15 protein-coding genes are annotated in these 15580 nt (G+C 70.4%); 9 read left to right on the forward strand and 6 right to left on the reverse strand.

Features of this window, described 5'->3' with window-relative positions; translation table 11 throughout:
- The first annotated feature begins 173 nt into the window (after nucleotides 1-173).
- The 6 genes from rpsT to gyrB all read left to right on the forward strand — a co-directional run bounded on the left by rpsT (nucleotide 174) and on the right by gyrB (nucleotide 7875).
- Nucleotides 174-443, forward strand: a complete 270-nt coding sequence (rpsT, locus tag M8231_RS01815) for a 30S ribosomal protein S20 (RefSeq protein WP_249751405.1) — start codon at nucleotides 174-176, stop codon at nucleotides 441-443.
- A gap of 452 nt (nucleotides 444-895) precedes the next feature.
- On the forward strand, nucleotides 896-2374 hold the full coding sequence (gene dnaA / locus M8231_RS01820) for a chromosomal replication initiator protein DnaA (RefSeq protein WP_431307131.1): 1479 nt from the start codon (nucleotides 896-898) through the stop codon (nucleotides 2372-2374).
- A 275-nt stretch (nucleotides 2375-2649) separates the two neighbouring features.
- Nucleotides 2650-3768, forward strand: coding sequence for a DNA polymerase III subunit beta (dnaN, locus tag M8231_RS01825; protein WP_250202122.1), 1119 nt, complete (start codon nucleotides 2650-2652; stop codon nucleotides 3766-3768).
- 62 nt (nucleotides 3769-3830) lie between these two features.
- Entirely contained in the window at nucleotides 3831-4118 is a 288-nt protein-coding gene (locus tag M8231_RS01830) for a GIY-YIG nuclease family protein (protein ID WP_249751402.1), read from the forward strand.
- Between the two features lie 49 nt (nucleotides 4119-4167).
- Nucleotides 4168-5298: a DNA replication/repair protein RecF gene (gene recF / locus M8231_RS01835; protein WP_250202576.1), complete on the forward strand. Its 1131-nt coding sequence runs from the start codon at nucleotides 4168-4170 to the stop codon at nucleotides 5296-5298.
- Nucleotides 5299-5442: 144 nt separating this feature from the next.
- Nucleotides 5443-7875 (forward strand): DNA topoisomerase (ATP-hydrolyzing) subunit B, encoded by a 2433-nt coding sequence (gene gyrB / locus M8231_RS01840; RefSeq protein WP_250202123.1) that lies wholly within the window; start codon nucleotides 5443-5445, stop codon nucleotides 7873-7875.
- A 9-nt stretch (nucleotides 7876-7884) separates the two neighbouring features.
- Here the strand turns inward: gyrB and M8231_RS01845 are convergent, their stop codons facing one another.
- Together M8231_RS01845 and M8231_RS01850 are read right to left on the reverse strand one after the other, a co-directional pair.
- Nucleotides 7885-8301, reverse strand: coding sequence for a DUF6491 family protein (locus M8231_RS01845; RefSeq protein WP_249751400.1), 417 nt, complete (start codon nucleotides 8299-8301; stop codon nucleotides 7885-7887).
- Between the two features lie 74 nt (nucleotides 8302-8375).
- Nucleotides 8376-8828: a surface-adhesin E family protein gene (locus tag M8231_RS01850; RefSeq protein ID WP_250202124.1), complete on the reverse strand. Its 453-nt coding sequence runs from the start codon at nucleotides 8826-8828 to the stop codon at nucleotides 8376-8378.
- 145 nt (nucleotides 8829-8973) lie between these two features.
- On the opposite strand from M8231_RS01850, the gene M8231_RS01855 reads away from it, so the two are divergent.
- Nucleotides 8974-10725, forward strand: a complete 1752-nt coding sequence (locus M8231_RS01855) for a type I secretion system permease/ATPase (protein ID WP_250202125.1) — start codon at nucleotides 8974-8976, stop codon at nucleotides 10723-10725.
- Nucleotides 10722-12053, forward strand: a complete 1332-nt coding sequence (locus M8231_RS01860) for an HlyD family type I secretion periplasmic adaptor subunit (protein WP_249751398.1) — start codon at nucleotides 10722-10724, stop codon at nucleotides 12051-12053. The genes M8231_RS01855 and M8231_RS01860 overlap by 4 nt, the downstream gene beginning before the upstream one ends.
- A gap of 73 nt (nucleotides 12054-12126) precedes the next feature.
- Here the strand turns inward: M8231_RS01860 and M8231_RS01865 are convergent, their stop codons facing one another.
- Nucleotides 12127-12702, reverse strand: a complete 576-nt coding sequence (locus tag M8231_RS01865; protein ID WP_250202126.1) for an OmpA family protein — start codon at nucleotides 12700-12702, stop codon at nucleotides 12127-12129.
- A 325-nt stretch (nucleotides 12703-13027) separates the two neighbouring features.
- Here M8231_RS01865 and M8231_RS01870 point away from each other — a divergent pair, with 325 nt between their 5' ends.
- Entirely contained in the window at nucleotides 13028-13858 is an 831-nt protein-coding gene (locus tag M8231_RS01870; RefSeq protein WP_249752012.1) for a hypothetical protein, read from the forward strand.
- Between the two features lie 22 nt (nucleotides 13859-13880).
- On the opposite strand, the gene M8231_RS01875 is transcribed toward M8231_RS01870, so the two are convergent.
- The 3 genes from M8231_RS01875 to M8231_RS01885 form a co-directional block, all read right to left on the reverse strand.
- Nucleotides 13881-14204 carry a YnfA family protein gene (locus M8231_RS01875; RefSeq protein ID WP_249751396.1) on the reverse strand — a complete coding sequence of 108 codons (324 nt, stop codon included), beginning with the start codon at nucleotides 14202-14204 and terminating at the stop codon, nucleotides 13881-13883.
- A gap of 178 nt (nucleotides 14205-14382) precedes the next feature.
- Nucleotides 14383-14694 (reverse strand): GIY-YIG nuclease family protein, encoded by a 312-nt coding sequence (locus M8231_RS01880; RefSeq protein WP_249751395.1) that lies wholly within the window; start codon nucleotides 14692-14694, stop codon nucleotides 14383-14385.
- Between the two features lie 87 nt (nucleotides 14695-14781).
- Complete coding sequence (locus M8231_RS01885; RefSeq protein ID WP_249751394.1) at nucleotides 14782-15558, reverse strand: RNA methyltransferase; 777 nt, start codon at nucleotides 15556-15558, stop codon at nucleotides 14782-14784.
- Between the last annotated feature and the right edge of the window lie 22 nt (nucleotides 15559-15580).

Consider the following 15580-nt stretch of genomic DNA (forward strand, 5'->3'; position numbering starts at 1 on the left):
AAGGCTTGGTTGAATAAGGCTTATCAGGTCCATGCGGGCGACCGCCTAGTCGCCGTCGACGACGCGAAGAGTCCGCGTTGACCGTTCCGGGGCTTTCGGCTATAGGCCCGCCCTCTTGAGATTTTCGCGCCGTGGACGTGTGCTCCGCGGCGTTTTCCGTTCGAAGGTTTGACATGGCCAACAACCCCGGCGCCCGCAAGGCGATCCGCAAGATCGAAGCGCGGACCGAAGTGAACAAGGCGCGTCGCTCGCGCGTCCGCACCTATCTGCGCAAGTTCCAGGAAGCCCTGGCCGCCGGCGACGCCGCGGTCGCCAAGGCCGCCTTCGTCGAGGCCCAGTCCGAACTGATGCGCGCCGTTTCCAAGGGCGTGGTTCACAAGAACACCGGCTCGCGCAAGGTCTCGCGCCTGGCCGCCCAGCTGAAGAAGCTGTCGGCCGCCTGATCGGCGACGCCTGACCGGACACGGAGCGGCTGTCGCCGTTTCGTTATGGGAATGTGTAGGTATTACAACGGCGAAGGGGCGAACGCTCCTTCGCCGTTTTGCATTCCGACGCCAAGTCCTCCTAGGGGCGAACCCCTAATCGTCGTCCGTCGAACGCCGAAATTCCCATGCAGAATTGGGCTTTGGCGGAGTCAAACAATTTAACTGCGAATCGACCAACGAATCATCGTTGACCCCACCCCCCCGGCGCGTAAGTTTTGGCCTCTAACGCACTTCCATCCCGACACGGATGAAGACGGCGCGGGACCTTGTTTCGCGTCGGCGGGAGATGTCTGTCCAGAGGTTCGACCCCGCTCGGAAAGCCATGCTTTTCGGGGCAGGAGAAGTCGTCCCTGACGCATCCCCCTGAAGCGCGGCGGAACGGTGAAGATGAGCAGCGGGTGGCTGAGACGATGGTTGGGGGCGCGACGGCGATGGCGAACGGGGCAGGCAGGTCGGGCGGCGCCGATCTCGACCGCATCTGGAGCGAGGCGTCCGTGCGCCTGCGCGCCGAGATCGGCGACGGCCCCTTCAACTCCTATGTCGCCCCCTCGGCCGTGCGGATGGATTCCGCCGGCCAGCTGATCCTGGTGACGCCCACCGCCTACGCCCGCGACTGGGTGCGCAAGAACGCTCTGCGCCGCATGAACGAACTGTGGCTGGGCCTGGACGGCCAGCATCGCCGGCTGGAGGTGCGCTGCCGCGCCGAGGTGGGGTCGGCCCCGCCGGCCACGGCGGTCGCCGCCGCCGGCGGCAATGTGGTGGACGCCACGCCGCGTCTGGCCGCCCTCTCGTCCGGCGTGGCCGCCCCGACCGTGGGGCCGGTCGCCGACGGGGCCCGCGCCGTGCGCGCCGCCGGCCTGCAGGAGCGTCTGACCTTCGACAGTTTCGTGGAGGGGCAGGGCAACGCCTTCGCCCTGGCCATCGCCAAACAGGTCGCGACCTGGGCCGACGGCCACTTCAACCCCGTCTTCTTCTGCGGCCCCTACGGCTATGGCAAGACGCACCTGCTGAACGCCATCGCCTGGGAGGCCCAGCGCCTGCGCCCCGAGGCCAAGGTGGTCTATCTGACCGCCGAACGCTTCCTGTCGACCTTCGTCAAGGCGATGCAGGACCGTTCGACCGCCGCCTTCAAGGACAGCCTGCGCTCGGCCGACATGCTGCTGCTGGACGACGTCCAGTTCGTCGGCGGCAAGGCCTCGACCCAGGAAGAGCTGCTGTCGACCCTGACCGCCCTGATCGAGGACGGCAAGCGCATCGTCTTCTCGGCCGACCGCGCGCCGATGGCCCTGACCGAGGTCGAGCCGCGCCTGCGCAGCCACCTGGCCGCCGGCCTGACCTGCCCGGTCGAGGCGGGCGATCGCGAACTGAAGATCGCCGTGGCCAGGAACCGCCTGGCCGCCCTGTCGGCCCTGGGCGTCGTCAAGGGCGAGGCCGCGCCCGAGGTGCTGGCCCACCTGGTCGACCGCACGCCCGGCTCGATGCGCGAACTGGAGGGGGCGGTGAACACCCTGGCCGCCGCCGCCGGCGCGCGCCTGTCGGCCGTCACCCTGGACGAGGCTTCGGCCCTGCTGGGCGCCGCCCTGCGCGGCGGGCCCGAGCGCCGCATCACCGTCGACGAGATCCAGAAGACGGTGGCCGAGCACTTCAGCCTGAAACAGGCCGACCTGCTCAGCGAGCGCCGCACGCGCTCGGTCGCCCGCCCGCGCCAGATCGCCATGTATCTGTGCAAGCAGCACACGACCCGCTCCTATCCGGACATCGGCCGCCGCTTCGGCGGGCGCGACCACACCACCGTCCTGCACGGCGTGCGCAAGATCGAGGAGCTGATGCCCAAGGACGACCAGATCGCCCGCGACGTGGAAGCCCTGACGCGGAAACTGCGGGGGTGAAATTCTCCCTCCCCTTCATGGGGAGGGTGGCCGAGCGCAGCGAGGTCGGGTGGGGGCGGCCGACGCGGCGCTTTCCGGATCGGGCGCATCTGGGCCGACGCGGCCTTTTCAGGCCGCCCCCAACCGGTCGCTTCGCGACCACCCTCCCCATGAAGGGGAGGGAGAATTCTGTGCACGGTCGGTGTCGCCTTCCTTGCCCTCGCCGCCTGATCCGCTAGTGTCCAAGGCCATTTAACCGCGGCCGTTACGAGTCGGGCCGCGTCGGGCGAGACGACATGCAGCTTACGATCGAACGTTCCGCGCTTCTCAAGGCCCTGGGCCACGTCCAGAGCGTGGTCGAACGGCGCAACACCATTCCGATCCTGTCCAACGTCCTGCTCAGCGCCGGGCGCGACCGGCTGGCCTTCGCCGCCACCGACCTAGACATGGAGATGGTCGACGAGGCCGAGGCCCAGGTGCAGGTCGAGGGCCAGATCACCGCGCCGGCCCACACCCTGTACGAAATCGTCAGGAAGCTGCCCGAGGGCGCCGAGGTCTCGCTGACCTATTCCGGCGACGATCCGCGCCTGGTGGTGTCTGCCGGCCGCTCGCGCTTCAACCTGCCGGTGCTGCCGGCGGGCGACTTCCCCGTCATGTCGACCGACAGCGCCGGGGCGTCCTACGTCCTGCCCAAGGAAGACCTGGCCCGGCTGATCGACAAGACCCGGTTCGCCGTCTCAACGGAGGAGACGCGCTATTATCTGAACGGCCTCTATCTTCACACCGTCGCCGAACAGGGCGTGCCCCTGCTGCGCGCCGTGGCCACCGACGGCCACCGCCTGGCCCTGGCCGAGACCCCCGCGCCGGAAGGCGCCGCCGGCGGCCCCGGCGTGATCGTGCCGCGCAAGACCGTGGACCAGGTCCGCCGCCTGCTGGACGACGCCTCCGGCCCGGTCGAGGTCCAGGTCTCGGCCCAGAAGATCCGCTTCCAGCTGGGAGAGGCCAGCCTGACGTCGAAGGTCATCGACGGCGCCTTCCCGGACTATCTGCGCGTTATCCCGCGCGGCAACGACAAGCAGGCCGACATCGACAACAGCCTGTTCGCCAAGGCCGTCGACCGCGTCGCCACCATCTCGGCCGAGAAGAGCCGCTCGGTGAAGCTGGCCTTCGACAACGACCGGGTGAAGCTGACCGTGCGCAACATGGAAGCCGGCCAGGCCGAGGAAGAGGTCGAGATCGGCTATTCCGACGAGCCGTTCGAGATCGGCTTCAACGCCCGCTACCTGCTGGACGTCGCCGGCCAGATCACCGGCGAAAACGCCGCCTTCCGCTTCGCCGACCCGGCCTCGCCCACGCTGATCCTCGATCCGGGCGATCCGGGCGTGCAGTACGTGCTGATGCCGCTCAGGGTCTGATATTTCCGCTCATCCCGGCGAAAGCCGGGACCCAGTGCTTTCGTTCGCACCGGAGCCTGGCGTTGGCGTTCTACACCTACATCGTCGCCAGCCGCCGGAACGGGACGCTCTATACCGGATCGACTGATGACCTGGTCCGTCGCGTGGCTGAACATCGGGACAAGCTGCGCGCGGGCTTCACCCGGAAACACGGCGTGGCCCTGCTGGTCTGGTTTGAGGTTCACGATACCCGCGACGCCGCCTTCACGCGCGAACGTCAGATCAAGGAATGGAAACGGGTCTGGAAGCTGGAACTGATCGAGCGCAAGAACCCGGCATGGGCGGACCTGTTTCCAACATTGCTCGGCTAGATCGCGCCGAGCGAAAGGACTGGGTCCCGGCTTTCGCCGGGATGAGCGGATAGATTTGAGTCTGATTTCCCTCGCCCTCACCGACTTCCGCTCTTACGCGAGCGCGCGGCTGGATCTGGCGTCCGGGCCGGTGGTGCTGCATGGGCCGAACGGGGCGGGCAAGACCAATCTCTTGGAGGCGATCAGCCTGCTGACCCCCGGCAAGGGGTTGCGCAACGCCACCGCCGTCGAGATGGGCCGGCGCGAGCCGGGCGAGGCGACCGGCCGTCCCTGGGCCGTCAGCGTCGAACTGGACGACGAGACGCGGCTGGGCACCGGCGTGCCCGGTCCCGGCGCCGCCCGCCGCATCGTCCGCATCAATGGCGAGACCGCCCAGCCGGGCCGGCTGCTCGATCATCTGCGTCCCGTCTGGGCCACGCCCGAGCAGGACCGGCTGTTCTCCGACGCCCGCGCCGAGCGGCTGAAGTTCTTCGACCGCTTGGTCTTCGCCGCCGATCCCGACCACGCCGCCAGCGTCTCGGCCTATGAAAAGGCCCTGCGCGAGCGCCTGCGCCTGCTGAACGACGCCCAGGAGGGCCGGGAGGCCGATCCCGTCTGGCTGGACGCGCTGGAGGCGCGCCTGGCCGAGGCCGGCGCCCGCGCCGCCTTCGCCCGCGTCGCCGCCCTGCACGCCCTTCAGGCCGCCATCGACGCGCGCGGCGACCGGCCCTTTCCCCAGGCCGACCTGGGCCTGGCCGGCGAGGCCGAGGCGATGGTGGAAGGCGGCGCAGAAGGGGCCGAGGTCGTCTCCGCCCTGCGCGCCGGCTTCGCCCGCGCCCGCGCCCGCGACGGCGCCGCCGGACGGTCGCTGTTCGGCCCGCACCGCACCGACCTGACCGCCCTTCACCGCGAGAAGCGGCGCCCCGCCGCCGAGGGCTCGTCGGGCGAGCAGAAGGCCCTGGTCCTGAACCTGATCCTGGCCCAGATCGCCCGCCTGGCCGACCAGCCGGCCGCCCCGATCCTGCTGCTGGACGAGGCCCCGGCCCACCTGGACGAAGGCCGCCGCGCCGCCCTGTTCGACGAGATTGTCGCCCTGAAGCTGCAGGCCTTCATGACCGGCACCGAACGCGCCCTGTTCGCCGGCCTGGACGGCCGCGCCCAGTTCGTCCGCATCGCCGGCGGGGCGCTGGAGGCGGGCTAGGATTCCGGCGCGGAAATCCTCGCTTTTTCGTCGGAATTTCCTATATGTTGCGGGCTTCGGCGCGGTGCGACTCCGTCGTCGATTCGAGCGTCCGCAGCGGCGCTCCATCCCTGTCCCGGTCGGGACTTCAGAGCCGACGATTTCATGACCGATCCGATTGCCGAACAGCCCGAATACGGCGCCGATTCCATCAAGGTTCTCAAAGGCCTGGACGCGGTGCGCAAGCGTCCGGGGATGTACATCGGCGACACCGACGACGGCTCGGGCCTGCACCACATGGTCTATGAGGTGGTGGACAACGCCATCGACGAGGCCCTGGCCGGCCACGCCGACCTGGTCCAGGTGATCCTGAACGCCGACGGATCGGTGACCGTCACCGACAACGGGCGCGGCATCCCCACCGACATCCACGAGGGCGAAGGTGTGTCGGCCGCCGAGGTCATCATGACCCAGCTGCACGCCGGCGGTAAGTTCGACCAGAACTCCTACAAGGTCTCGGGCGGCCTGCACGGCGTGGGCGTGTCGGTGGTCAACGCCCTGTCCGACTGGCTGCAGCTGAAGATCTACCGCAACGGCCGGCGCCACGAGATGCGCTTCGAGCGCGGCGACACGGTCAAGTCGCTGGAAGTCACCGGCGAGGCGCCCGTGCGCGAGACGGGCGAGAAGGCCGGCCAGCTGCTGACCGGCACCGAGGTCACCTTCTTCCCGTCGATCACGACGTTCAGCCACATCGATTTCGACTTCAAGACGCTGGAGCACCGCCTCAGGGAGCTGGCCTTCCTGAACTCGGGCGTGGTCATCCGCCTGGCCGACCTGCGCCACGCCGAGCCGATCGACGTCACCCTGCACTACGAGGGCGGGGTCGAGGCCTTCGTGCGCCACCTGGACAAGTCCAAGCAGCCGATCCTGAAGGACGTCATCGTCATTCGCGGCAAGAAGGACGGTGTCGAGCTGGACCTGGCCCTGTGGTGGAACGACAGCTACCACGAGACCATGCTGTGCTTCACCAACAACATCCCCCAGCGGGATGGCGGCACGCACCTGTCGGCCTTCCGCGCCAGCCTGACGCGGGTGATGGGCGGCTATATCGAAAGCTCGGGCCTGGCCAAGAAGGAGAAGGTCTCCGTCTCGGGCGAGGACGCGCGCGAGGGCCTGACCTGCGTGCTGTCGGTCAAGGTGCCCGATCCCAAATTCTCCAGCCAGACCAAGGACAAGCTGGTCTCGTCCGAGGTGCGCCCGGCGGTGGAATCGCTGTGCACCGAGGGGCTGTCGGAATGGTTCGAGGAGCATCCGGTCGAGGCCAAGCTGATCGTCTCCAAGATCATCGAGGCGGCCTCGGCGCGCGAGGCGGCCCGCAAGGCGCGCGACCTGACGCGACGCAAGTCGGCGCTGGAGATCAGCAGCCTGCCGGGCAAGCTGGCCGACTGCCAGGAGCGCGATCCCGCCAAGTCCGAACTGTTCATCGTCGAGGGCGATTCCGCCGGCGGCTCGGCCAAACAGGCGCGCAACCGCGAGAACCAGGCGGTCCTGCCCCTGCGCGGCAAGATCCTGAACGTCGAGCGCGCGCGCTTCGACCGGATGCTGTCGTCGGACCTGATCGGGACGCTGATCCTTGCCCTGGGCACCGGCATCGGCCGCGACGACTTCAACGCCGACAAGCTGCGCTATCACAAGATCATCCTGATGGCCGACGCCGACGTCGACGGCGCCCATATCCGCACCCTGCTGCTGACCTTCTTCTATCGCCAGATGCCCGAGCTGATCGAGCGCGGCCACGTCTATATCGCCCAGCCGCCGCTCTATAAGGCGTCCAAGGGCAAGCAGAGCCGCTATCTGAAGGACCAGGCCGAGATGGACGCCTTCCTGATCGAGGAGGGCGTGTCCGAGGCCGAGTTGGACCTGTCGACGGGTGAGCGCCGCACCGGCCAGGACCTGCAGAGCCTGGTGCGCGAGGCCAAGGCCTTCAAGGCCGGCGTCGACCGCCTGAGCCAGCGCGCCCCCGCCTTCGCGATCGAGCAGGCGGCGATGGCCGGCCTGTTCGTCGAGGACGCGGACCTGGCGCGCGCCGCCGCCGCGGCGGCCACGCGCCTGGACCTGTACGCCGAGGAGGGCGACGGCGCCTGGAGCGGCCAGCCCGGCGCGCAAGGGGCGGTCGTCTTCACCCGCACCCGCCGGGCGGTGCAGGAGACGATCGTGCTGGAAGAGACCCTGATCCGCTCGCTGGACGCGCGTCGCCTGGCCGAGCGCGCCGCCGCCTTCGAGGGTTTCGACGCCCCGGCGACCTTCCGCCGCAAGGACAAGTCGACCACGATCCGGGGACCGATCGACCTGCTGAACGCGGTGCTGGACGCCGGCAAGAAGGGCCTGTCGATCCAGCGCTACAAGGGCCTGGGCGAAATGAACCCCGAACAGCTGTGGGAGACCACGCTGGACGCCAACGCCCGCACCCTGCTGAAGGTCTCGGTCGAGCACGAGGAAGAGGCCAACGACCTGTTCGCCAAGCTGATGGGCGACGTGGTCGAACCCCGCCGCGAATTCATCCAGGACAACGCCCTGGACGCCGCCGTCGACGTCTGACTCCGTCCGCTAGGGCCGGTCGCGGTCGGGCAGGGCGGCGATCTGCTCGGGCGTCAGCTGGCGCACGACCTGGATGCGGCACGGGCCGTCGGGGATGGCGCCGCCGCCGCGCGGAACGACGAAGGCGGTGTCCCCGGTGCAGACGGTCGACACGCCCTGTCCCGCCAGGGTGATGCCCAGCGCCCAGTCCAGATCGCGACAGGCCCCCAGCGCCCGCGCCTCGAACACGTCGCGGCGCGAGGTGCGAAGATAAAGGGTCTGGTCCGCCGTGGCGCGGAAGTTCTGGACCCGGTCCACCTGGAAGCACCGGCGCGGCGTGTCCGCAAGCCCGCTGGACGGGTTCGACCTGGTCGCGGGCGCGCAGGCGGTCGCGACCCCCAAGACGGCCAGGACGGCCAAGGCGGAGACGAAGGGCGAAGGGCGCATGGCGGGGTCTCCTTGCGAGGCCCCGCCACGCTCGCGCATTTTACGCCCCGCGCCAAGCGTCGCCGTCAATGCGCCTATTTCCGGCCGGCGGCGATGAAGGCCGCGATGTCGGGATAGGGGGTTCCCGCCGGTCGGGTGTCGTCGCAGACGAAGGACACGACGTCGGCGTAGATGGTGCCGTCGGGCGCGCGCTCCCAGGGGCTTTCCTCGGTGTAGCGATCGGTCTCGGCGCCGTCGGGCCCATAGGCGACGCTGAGGCCCGAGCGCGACTGCTGGTCGGCGCAACGGACCTCGACCTCCTCGGTGTCGTAGCTGAGGTCGCCGGCGTCGCCGGTGCGGGGCACGCGGGCCAGACGCGTCGTCGCCGTCCCGTCGGTCGCGGCCAGGGTGTCGGCGTCCACCAGATAGGCCGTGCGGTCGGTGGTGGAGAACAGCGTCCAGTTCTGGGCCGCGGCGGGGCCGGCGCCGGCCAGGGGCCCCACGGCGCAAACGGCCGCGGCCGCGACGATCTTCATCCTGCTCTTCATTGTTTTTCCTCCCTCGAGCCCGCCGACTTCACACCCGCGCGGCGGAAAGTTCAATCCATCGATCCGCGTTCGCCAGGCGGCCTCGCTTGACACCCCGCCCGGCTTCGCGCCTGAGTCCGGGACGATCGCGTCCAGGTTAGACTCCGTGCTGAAGCTTACATCCGTCGACGACAAGGGCGCCGAGCCGCTGGCCGAGGCCCTGCGGGCCTGCCGGACGCATTTCGTCTGGGCCGCCGTCTTCAGCGCCCTGGTCAACATCCTGTATCTGACGCCGACCCTGTACATGATGCAGGTCTATGACCGGGTGGTGCCGACCGGCGGCCTGACGACCCTGGTGCTGATCAGCGTGGCGGCGGTCTTCGCCCTGGCCTCGCTGGGACTGCTGGACTGGCTGCGGCAGCGGCTGCTGCTGCGCGCCGGGCTGCGGTTGGACCGGATGCTGTCGCCGCGCATCCTGTCGCGCGCCCTGGGGGTGCAGGGACGGACGCTGAACAGCCAGGTGCTGCGCGAGTTCGACAGCGTGCGGTCGGCCCTGTCGGGGGCCGGCGCGCTGGCCCTGTTCGACGCGCCGTGGACGCCGCTGTACCTGGCCTGCTGCTTCCTGCTGCATCCGGCGATCGGGGTGCTGACCCTGGTCGGCGGCGCCGTCCTGTTCGCCCTGGCCTGGCTGAACGAGCGCGACAGCCGCCCGCGCCTGGCCCGCGCCATGCAGTCCAACACCGCCGCCTACGCCGCCCAGGAGGGCGTGGCCGCCCAGGCCGAGGTCGTGCGCGCCCTGGGGATGCGCGCCGCCAGCGTGGCCCGCCAGACCGGCCAGCGCCGCGCCGCCGCCGACGCCCAGGCCGACGCCCAGCTGACCGGCGGGAAATATTCCGGCGCCATCAAGTTCGTGCGGATGACGCTGCAGTCGGTGTCGCTGGGGCTGGCCGCCTTCCTGGTGGTGCGCGGCGAGATTTCGGCGGGCTCGATCATCGCCTCCTCGGTCCTGCTCAGCCGGGCCGTGGCGCCCGTCGAGCAGCTGGTCGGCGCCTGGCCGAACCTGGTGCAGGCGCGCGCCAGCTGGGGCCATCTGGTCGAGCTGTTCAAACAGACCGCCGGCCAGGAGCGGGCGCGCACCGCCCTGCCGGCGCCCCGGGGGCGGCTGCGGGTCGAGGGGACGACGGTGCGCCTGGTCGAGGGCGGTCCGCCCCAGCTGTCGGCCGCCAGCCTGTCGCTTGAGCCGGGCCAGACCCTGGGCGTGGTCGGGGCCAGCGGCTCGGGCAAGACCACCCTGGCGCGGGTCGTGGCCGGGGCCCTGGCGCCGGCGTCGGGCGCGGTGCGTCTGGACGGGGCCGACTATGACGCGCGCGACAGCGACGACCTGGCCGCCCACATCGGCTATCTGCCCCAGGTCCCCAGCCTGTTCGCCGGGACGATCAAGGACAACATCTCGCGCTTCGCCGCGGCGCGGGGCGCGACGCCGGACCAGATCGACCGCGACGCCGTGGCCGCCGCCCAGGCCGCCGGCGCCCACGAGATGATCCTGCGCCTGCCGCTGGGCTACGACACCGAACTGGGGCCGTTCGGCCAGGGGGTTTCGGCCGGCCAGGCCCAGCGCATCGCCCTGGCGCGCGCGCTGTACGGCGACCCGGCCCTGCTGGTGCTGGACGAGCCCAACTCAAACCTGGACCAGGAGGGCGAGGCGGCCCTGATGGCGGCCGTGCTCCAGGCCGCCCAGCGCGGCGCGGCCGTGGTCATCGTCGCCCACCGCGCCGGCATCCTGTCGCGCGTCGACCGGCTGCTGGTGATGGCCGACGGCGCGGTGCAGATGGAGGGCCCGCGCGAGGAGATCCTGGCGCGGATGCGCGCCGGCCGCCCGACCCCGGCCGCCCCGGTGCACAAGGACGCCGCTTCATGAGCGATTTCGCCGCCGGGGCCGCGCCGGCCCAGACCGATTCTCCGCGCTTCGAGCTGCGAGCCGGCATCGCCGTCATCGTCGCCTTCTTCGGGCTGTTCCTGGGATGGGCGGCGTTTGCGCCGCTGGACGCGGGGGCCTTCGCCCACGGGCGGGTCGCCGTCTCGGGCAATCGCCAGGCCGTCCAGCACCGCGAGGGGGGCGTGGTCCGCAGCCTGCGCGTAGCGGAAGGCGACCATGTGGCGAAGGGCCAGGTGCTGGTCCAGCTGAACGACGGAGAGCTGCGCGCCGCCGAACGCGGCCTGGCGGGCCAGGTTTACGCCCTGTTGGCCCAGCGCTCGCGCCTGATCGCCGAGCGGGACCGGCTGGGCGCCCTTCCGGTCCCGCCCGAGTTCGCCGATCTGTCGGCCGACGATCGGGCCGTCGCCGACGAGGCGCTGCGCCTCCAGCGCCAGCAGTTCGCCGCGCGCGGGGCGGGCCGCTCGACCCAGACCGGCGTGCTGGGCCAGCGCGTCGGCCAGCTTCAGGACCAGATGGACGGCTATCAGCGCCAGATCGAGGCCAACGCGGAACAGCAGCGCCTGATCGGCGAGGAGCTGGAGGGCATCCGCTCCCTGGCCGCGCGCGGCTATGCGCCCCAGACCCGGGTGCGGGCGCTGGAACGCACCGCCGCCGCCCTGGAGGGGGAACAGGGCTCATTGCGCGCCCAGGTCGCGCGCACCCGCGAACAGATCGGCGAGACCCGCTTGCAGATGGCGGGCGTGACCACCACCCTGAACGAGGACGTCGCCGAACAGCTGCGTCAGGTCGAGGTCCAGCTGAACGACCTGCAGCCGCGCCTGGCCGACCTGCGCAGCCAGATCGCCCGCGCCGAAATCCGCAGCCCGGCGACGGGCCAGGTGGTGGGTCTGACCGTCTTCACCCAGGGCGGCGTCATCGCGCCGGGCCAGACCGTGATGGAGGTGGTGCCCGACGACGTCTCGCAGGTGATCGTGGCCGACGTCGACCCGTCCTACATCGACAACCTGCGCGTCGGCCTGACGTCGGAGATCAAATTCCCCGGCCTGCACGAGCGCAATCCGCCCCTGCTGCACGGGCGGGTGACGCTGATCTCGCCCGACGCCATCGCCGATCCCCAGACCGGCCGCACCCACTATCGCGTCGAGATCGTGGCGCCGCCGTCCGAACTGGCCAAGCTGGGGCCCGCCGCCGACCAGATCCGCGCGGGGATGCCGGCTGAGGTCGTGATCCTGACGCGCAAGCGCACCGCCCTGGCCTATCTGACCGAGCCGCTGACCCGCAGCCTGTGGCGCTCGGGCGCCGAGCAGTAGCGAAAACGGAAACGGCCGCCCCGGTGTCGGGGCGGCCGTCCTGGTCCGGTTCTGGTCCGGCGCCGGGGGTCGATTACGTCAGGACGACGATGGCGACCCGGCGGTTCTGCGCCCGACCCTCGCGGGTGTTGTTCGGGGCGACCGGCTGGGCCTCGCCATACGAGATGGTGGCCATCCGGTTCAGGGCGATGCCCTGCATGCTCATGTAGCGACGCACCGCCTCGGCGCGCTGGGCGCCCAGGTCCTCGTTGTACTTCTCGTCGCCTTCCGCATCGGTGTAGCCCTGGATTTCCAGATAGACGTTGCGGTTCTCGGCCTTCAGGCGCTGGGCCAGTTCGCCAAGACGCTGCTCGGCCTCGGGCGAGAGGGCCGAGGCGTCGGTCGGGAACTTCACCGAGTCGTCGGACAGCACGACCTGATAGAGGAACTTGCCTTCCGCCAGCTTGTGGGCGGCGTTGGCGCGCTCCAGCGCCTGGCCGGCCGTGCCTTCGACCTGGGTGACGCGGCCGTCGACCTCCATCACGCGGTTGTCCACCACCTCCACCTGATCACGCACGAAACGATGGCTGGCGCAGCCGCTGGCCGCAAAGCCGAGGGCGATGAGGGCGCCGCCGACGACCGCCGTCCTGAGTTTCGATTTGCTGCTCAAGTCCTGTCTCCTTCTTGCCGGGGCGCCACTCCCAGGATCGCGCCATTACAGCTACGAGGGCGGACGAGGCGGAGTAATGGCGTGCTTTGGGCGAGAATCGTTCAGCTTGGCCATATGATGACCGGCGCGGCCGCAAGAATATTGTTCTAGATGGAACCGTCCTGCGGACCCAGGCGTTGAGCCGCGCCAGAGGGCGTAGCTTGGCGCGGTCTCGCCTGATCTATCGCCGGTACGAAGTTCCTGAGGTTGCAGGCCGACATCGCCATTATACTGACGCGCAGCGCTGATTTTCATCACGACATCGAGATTCTTTTTCGGAGTCGGGATGCGGGAGCCTTCCACAGGGCGCGCGGGTCGGAAAACCGGCGCGGGCCGGGTCGCCGGATGGACGGCCGCCGGCGGTCTGGTCGTCGGGCTGGAGGCGGCGCTGATCCTGGGCCTGGCCTGGGTCCCGGCCGAGACCTTCGATCCGCCCGTCGACCCGCCCATTGTCGTCAGCCTGGTCGACCCGCCGCCGCCGCCGCCGCCGGCCCCGCAGCCCCAGCCGGCCGAGGCCCCCGCGCCCGCCGAGGCCGCGCCCCCGGCGCCGGCGCCGCGCGTCGCCCCGCCCGCGCGCCCGGCCTCGCCCCCGCGTCCGACGCGTCGCCCCCCGCCGCCCGAGGTCAAGCCCCTGCCGATCCCCGCGTCCGTCGCGCCGCCCGGACCGCCGCTGCCCCTGATCGGGGCGACGGCGCTGGCGGGGGCGACCCGCGTCGGCGCGGGGCCGGGCGGCGGGGGCGGCGGCCAGGGAACCGGCGGCGGCGGGGGCGGCGCGGGCGGCGGCTGCGACATGCTCAAGCGGCTGCAGGAGGCGCTGCGCGACGACGTCGAGGTGCGCGCGGCGATCCAGACCGCCCATCGCGAGATGAGCGCCCAGGGCAGGGCCATCCAGGTCTGGGACGGCGACTGGCTGCAGAGCCGGGGTCAGGAAGGCAAGGGCCTGGCCGGCGTGCGCCAGGCCATCTCGGTCGAGGTCGCCTTCGCCCCCGCCGAATGCCGCGCCCAGGCCATGCGCGGCCTGGCGGTCCTGGCCCTGGACGACCGGGCCGACGGCGCCAAGCTGGCGCTGGGCCGGGCCGCCTGGCGCTGGTCCGACCTGCTGGACCTGCGGCGCTAGGATAACCTTGGACGCCTGTCGATCAGCCTCTGGGGCCGAACAGGATCAAGGCCGCGCCCGCCAGGCAGACGGCGCCGCCGATCAGGTCCCAGCGGTCGGGAAGGGTTTTCTCGACCACCGCCATCCAGACCAGCGAGGCGCAGATATAGACCCCGCCATAGGCCGCGAACGCCCGGCCCGCCGCCTCGGTCGGAACCAGGGTCAGCAGCCAGGCGAAGGCGATCAGGCAGACCACGCCCGGCGCCAGCCATAACGGCGCCCGATCCAGCTTCAGCCACGCCCAGAAGGCGAAGCAGCCGGCGATCTCGGCCAGGGCGGCGAGGGGGTAGATGAGGAGAAGCTTCATTGCCCTTCGTATCCCGTTGCCGACGGCATCGTGAGCCCTGCAATAGACGTCACTCCGGGGCCGCGTAGCGGAACCCGGAGCCCAGGACGGCCCCCCGGCCAGGTGATGCGGTCCTGGGTTCCGGGTTCTTCGCTGCGCGAAGCCCCGGAAGGACGAGCTTGAGGCTTTTTACCGCGACTCAGTCGACCGTCGCGCTGAACCAGTCCGCCCCCAAATCCTTCCACTGGGGATTGCCCCTTTCGATCAGGGCCAGCTTCCAGCCGCGCCGCCATTTCTTGATCGCCTTCTCGCGAACGATCGCCTCGATCATGCTTTCGTGTTGTTCGTACCAAACGAGTGCTTTGCAGCCATGCTCTTGGGCGAAGCCCGGCGTGACGCCCGTTCGATGCTGCCACACGCGCTGGAACAGATCACTGGTGACGCCGGTGTAGATCGTGCCGTTGCGGCCGTTGGCCATGATGTAGACGGCGATGACCGTGTCGGCTTTCATAGTGAAACAGGATCACGATGGCCGAATCCTTGCAACAGACGTCACTCCGGGCTGCACAGCGGAGCCCGGACCTGGAGCTCAGGACGGCTAGTCCTTCTTGCCCGCCCGCTCCGCCGCCAGCTTGGCCAGAACCCGGCCGCGGCCGCGGGCCAGGGCGTGGATGGCGCCGCGCATGGTGGCGACCTCCTGCTCGGTGAAGGCGGCGCGGCCCAGCATGACGCGCAGGTTCTGGCTCATCGAACGCTTCTTCTCGGGCGGATAGAAGAAGCCGCCGTTCTCCAGCTCCTCCTCCAGATGCTCGTACATCCCGACCAGCAGGGCGTTCGAGGCCGGCGGCTCGCCCTCGCGGAAGCGGGGCGGAGGGGCGTCCAGGATCAGGGTGCGCCATTCATAGGCGTTAATCGCCACCGCCTGGGCCAGGTTCAGCGAATGGTGCTTCGGGTCGATCGGAATGGTGACGATGCCGGCGCACAGGGCGATGTCGGTGGTCTCCAGCCCGGCCCGCTCGCCGCCGAACAGCAGGCCGGTCTTCAGGCCCGAGGCGGTGTCGTCGTACAGGACGCGCGTCGCCTCGCGCGGGGTGCGCACCGGCTGGCGCGTCTCGCGCGGGCGGGCGGTGGTGGCGAAGACGGTGTTCAGGTCGGCGATCGCCTCGGCCACGCTGTCGAAGACGCGCACGCCCTCCAGCACCCAGTCGGCGCCCGAGGCCGTGGCCCAGGCCCGGTCCTGGGGCCAGCCGTCGCGCGGACTGACCAGCCGCAGGTCCGTCAGGCCGAAATTGGCCATCACCCGCGCCACCGCGCCGATGTTGTCGGCCAGTTGCGGCTTGTCGAGGATGACGGCGGGCGGCGTGAGATCGGACATGGCGGTTGCTTAGAGCCTCAGG

The sequence above is a fragment of the Brevundimonas albigilva genome (assembly GCF_023573565.1).
In the GTDB taxonomy this organism is placed as follows: domain Bacteria; phylum Pseudomonadota; class Alphaproteobacteria; order Caulobacterales; family Caulobacteraceae; genus Brevundimonas; species Brevundimonas albigilva.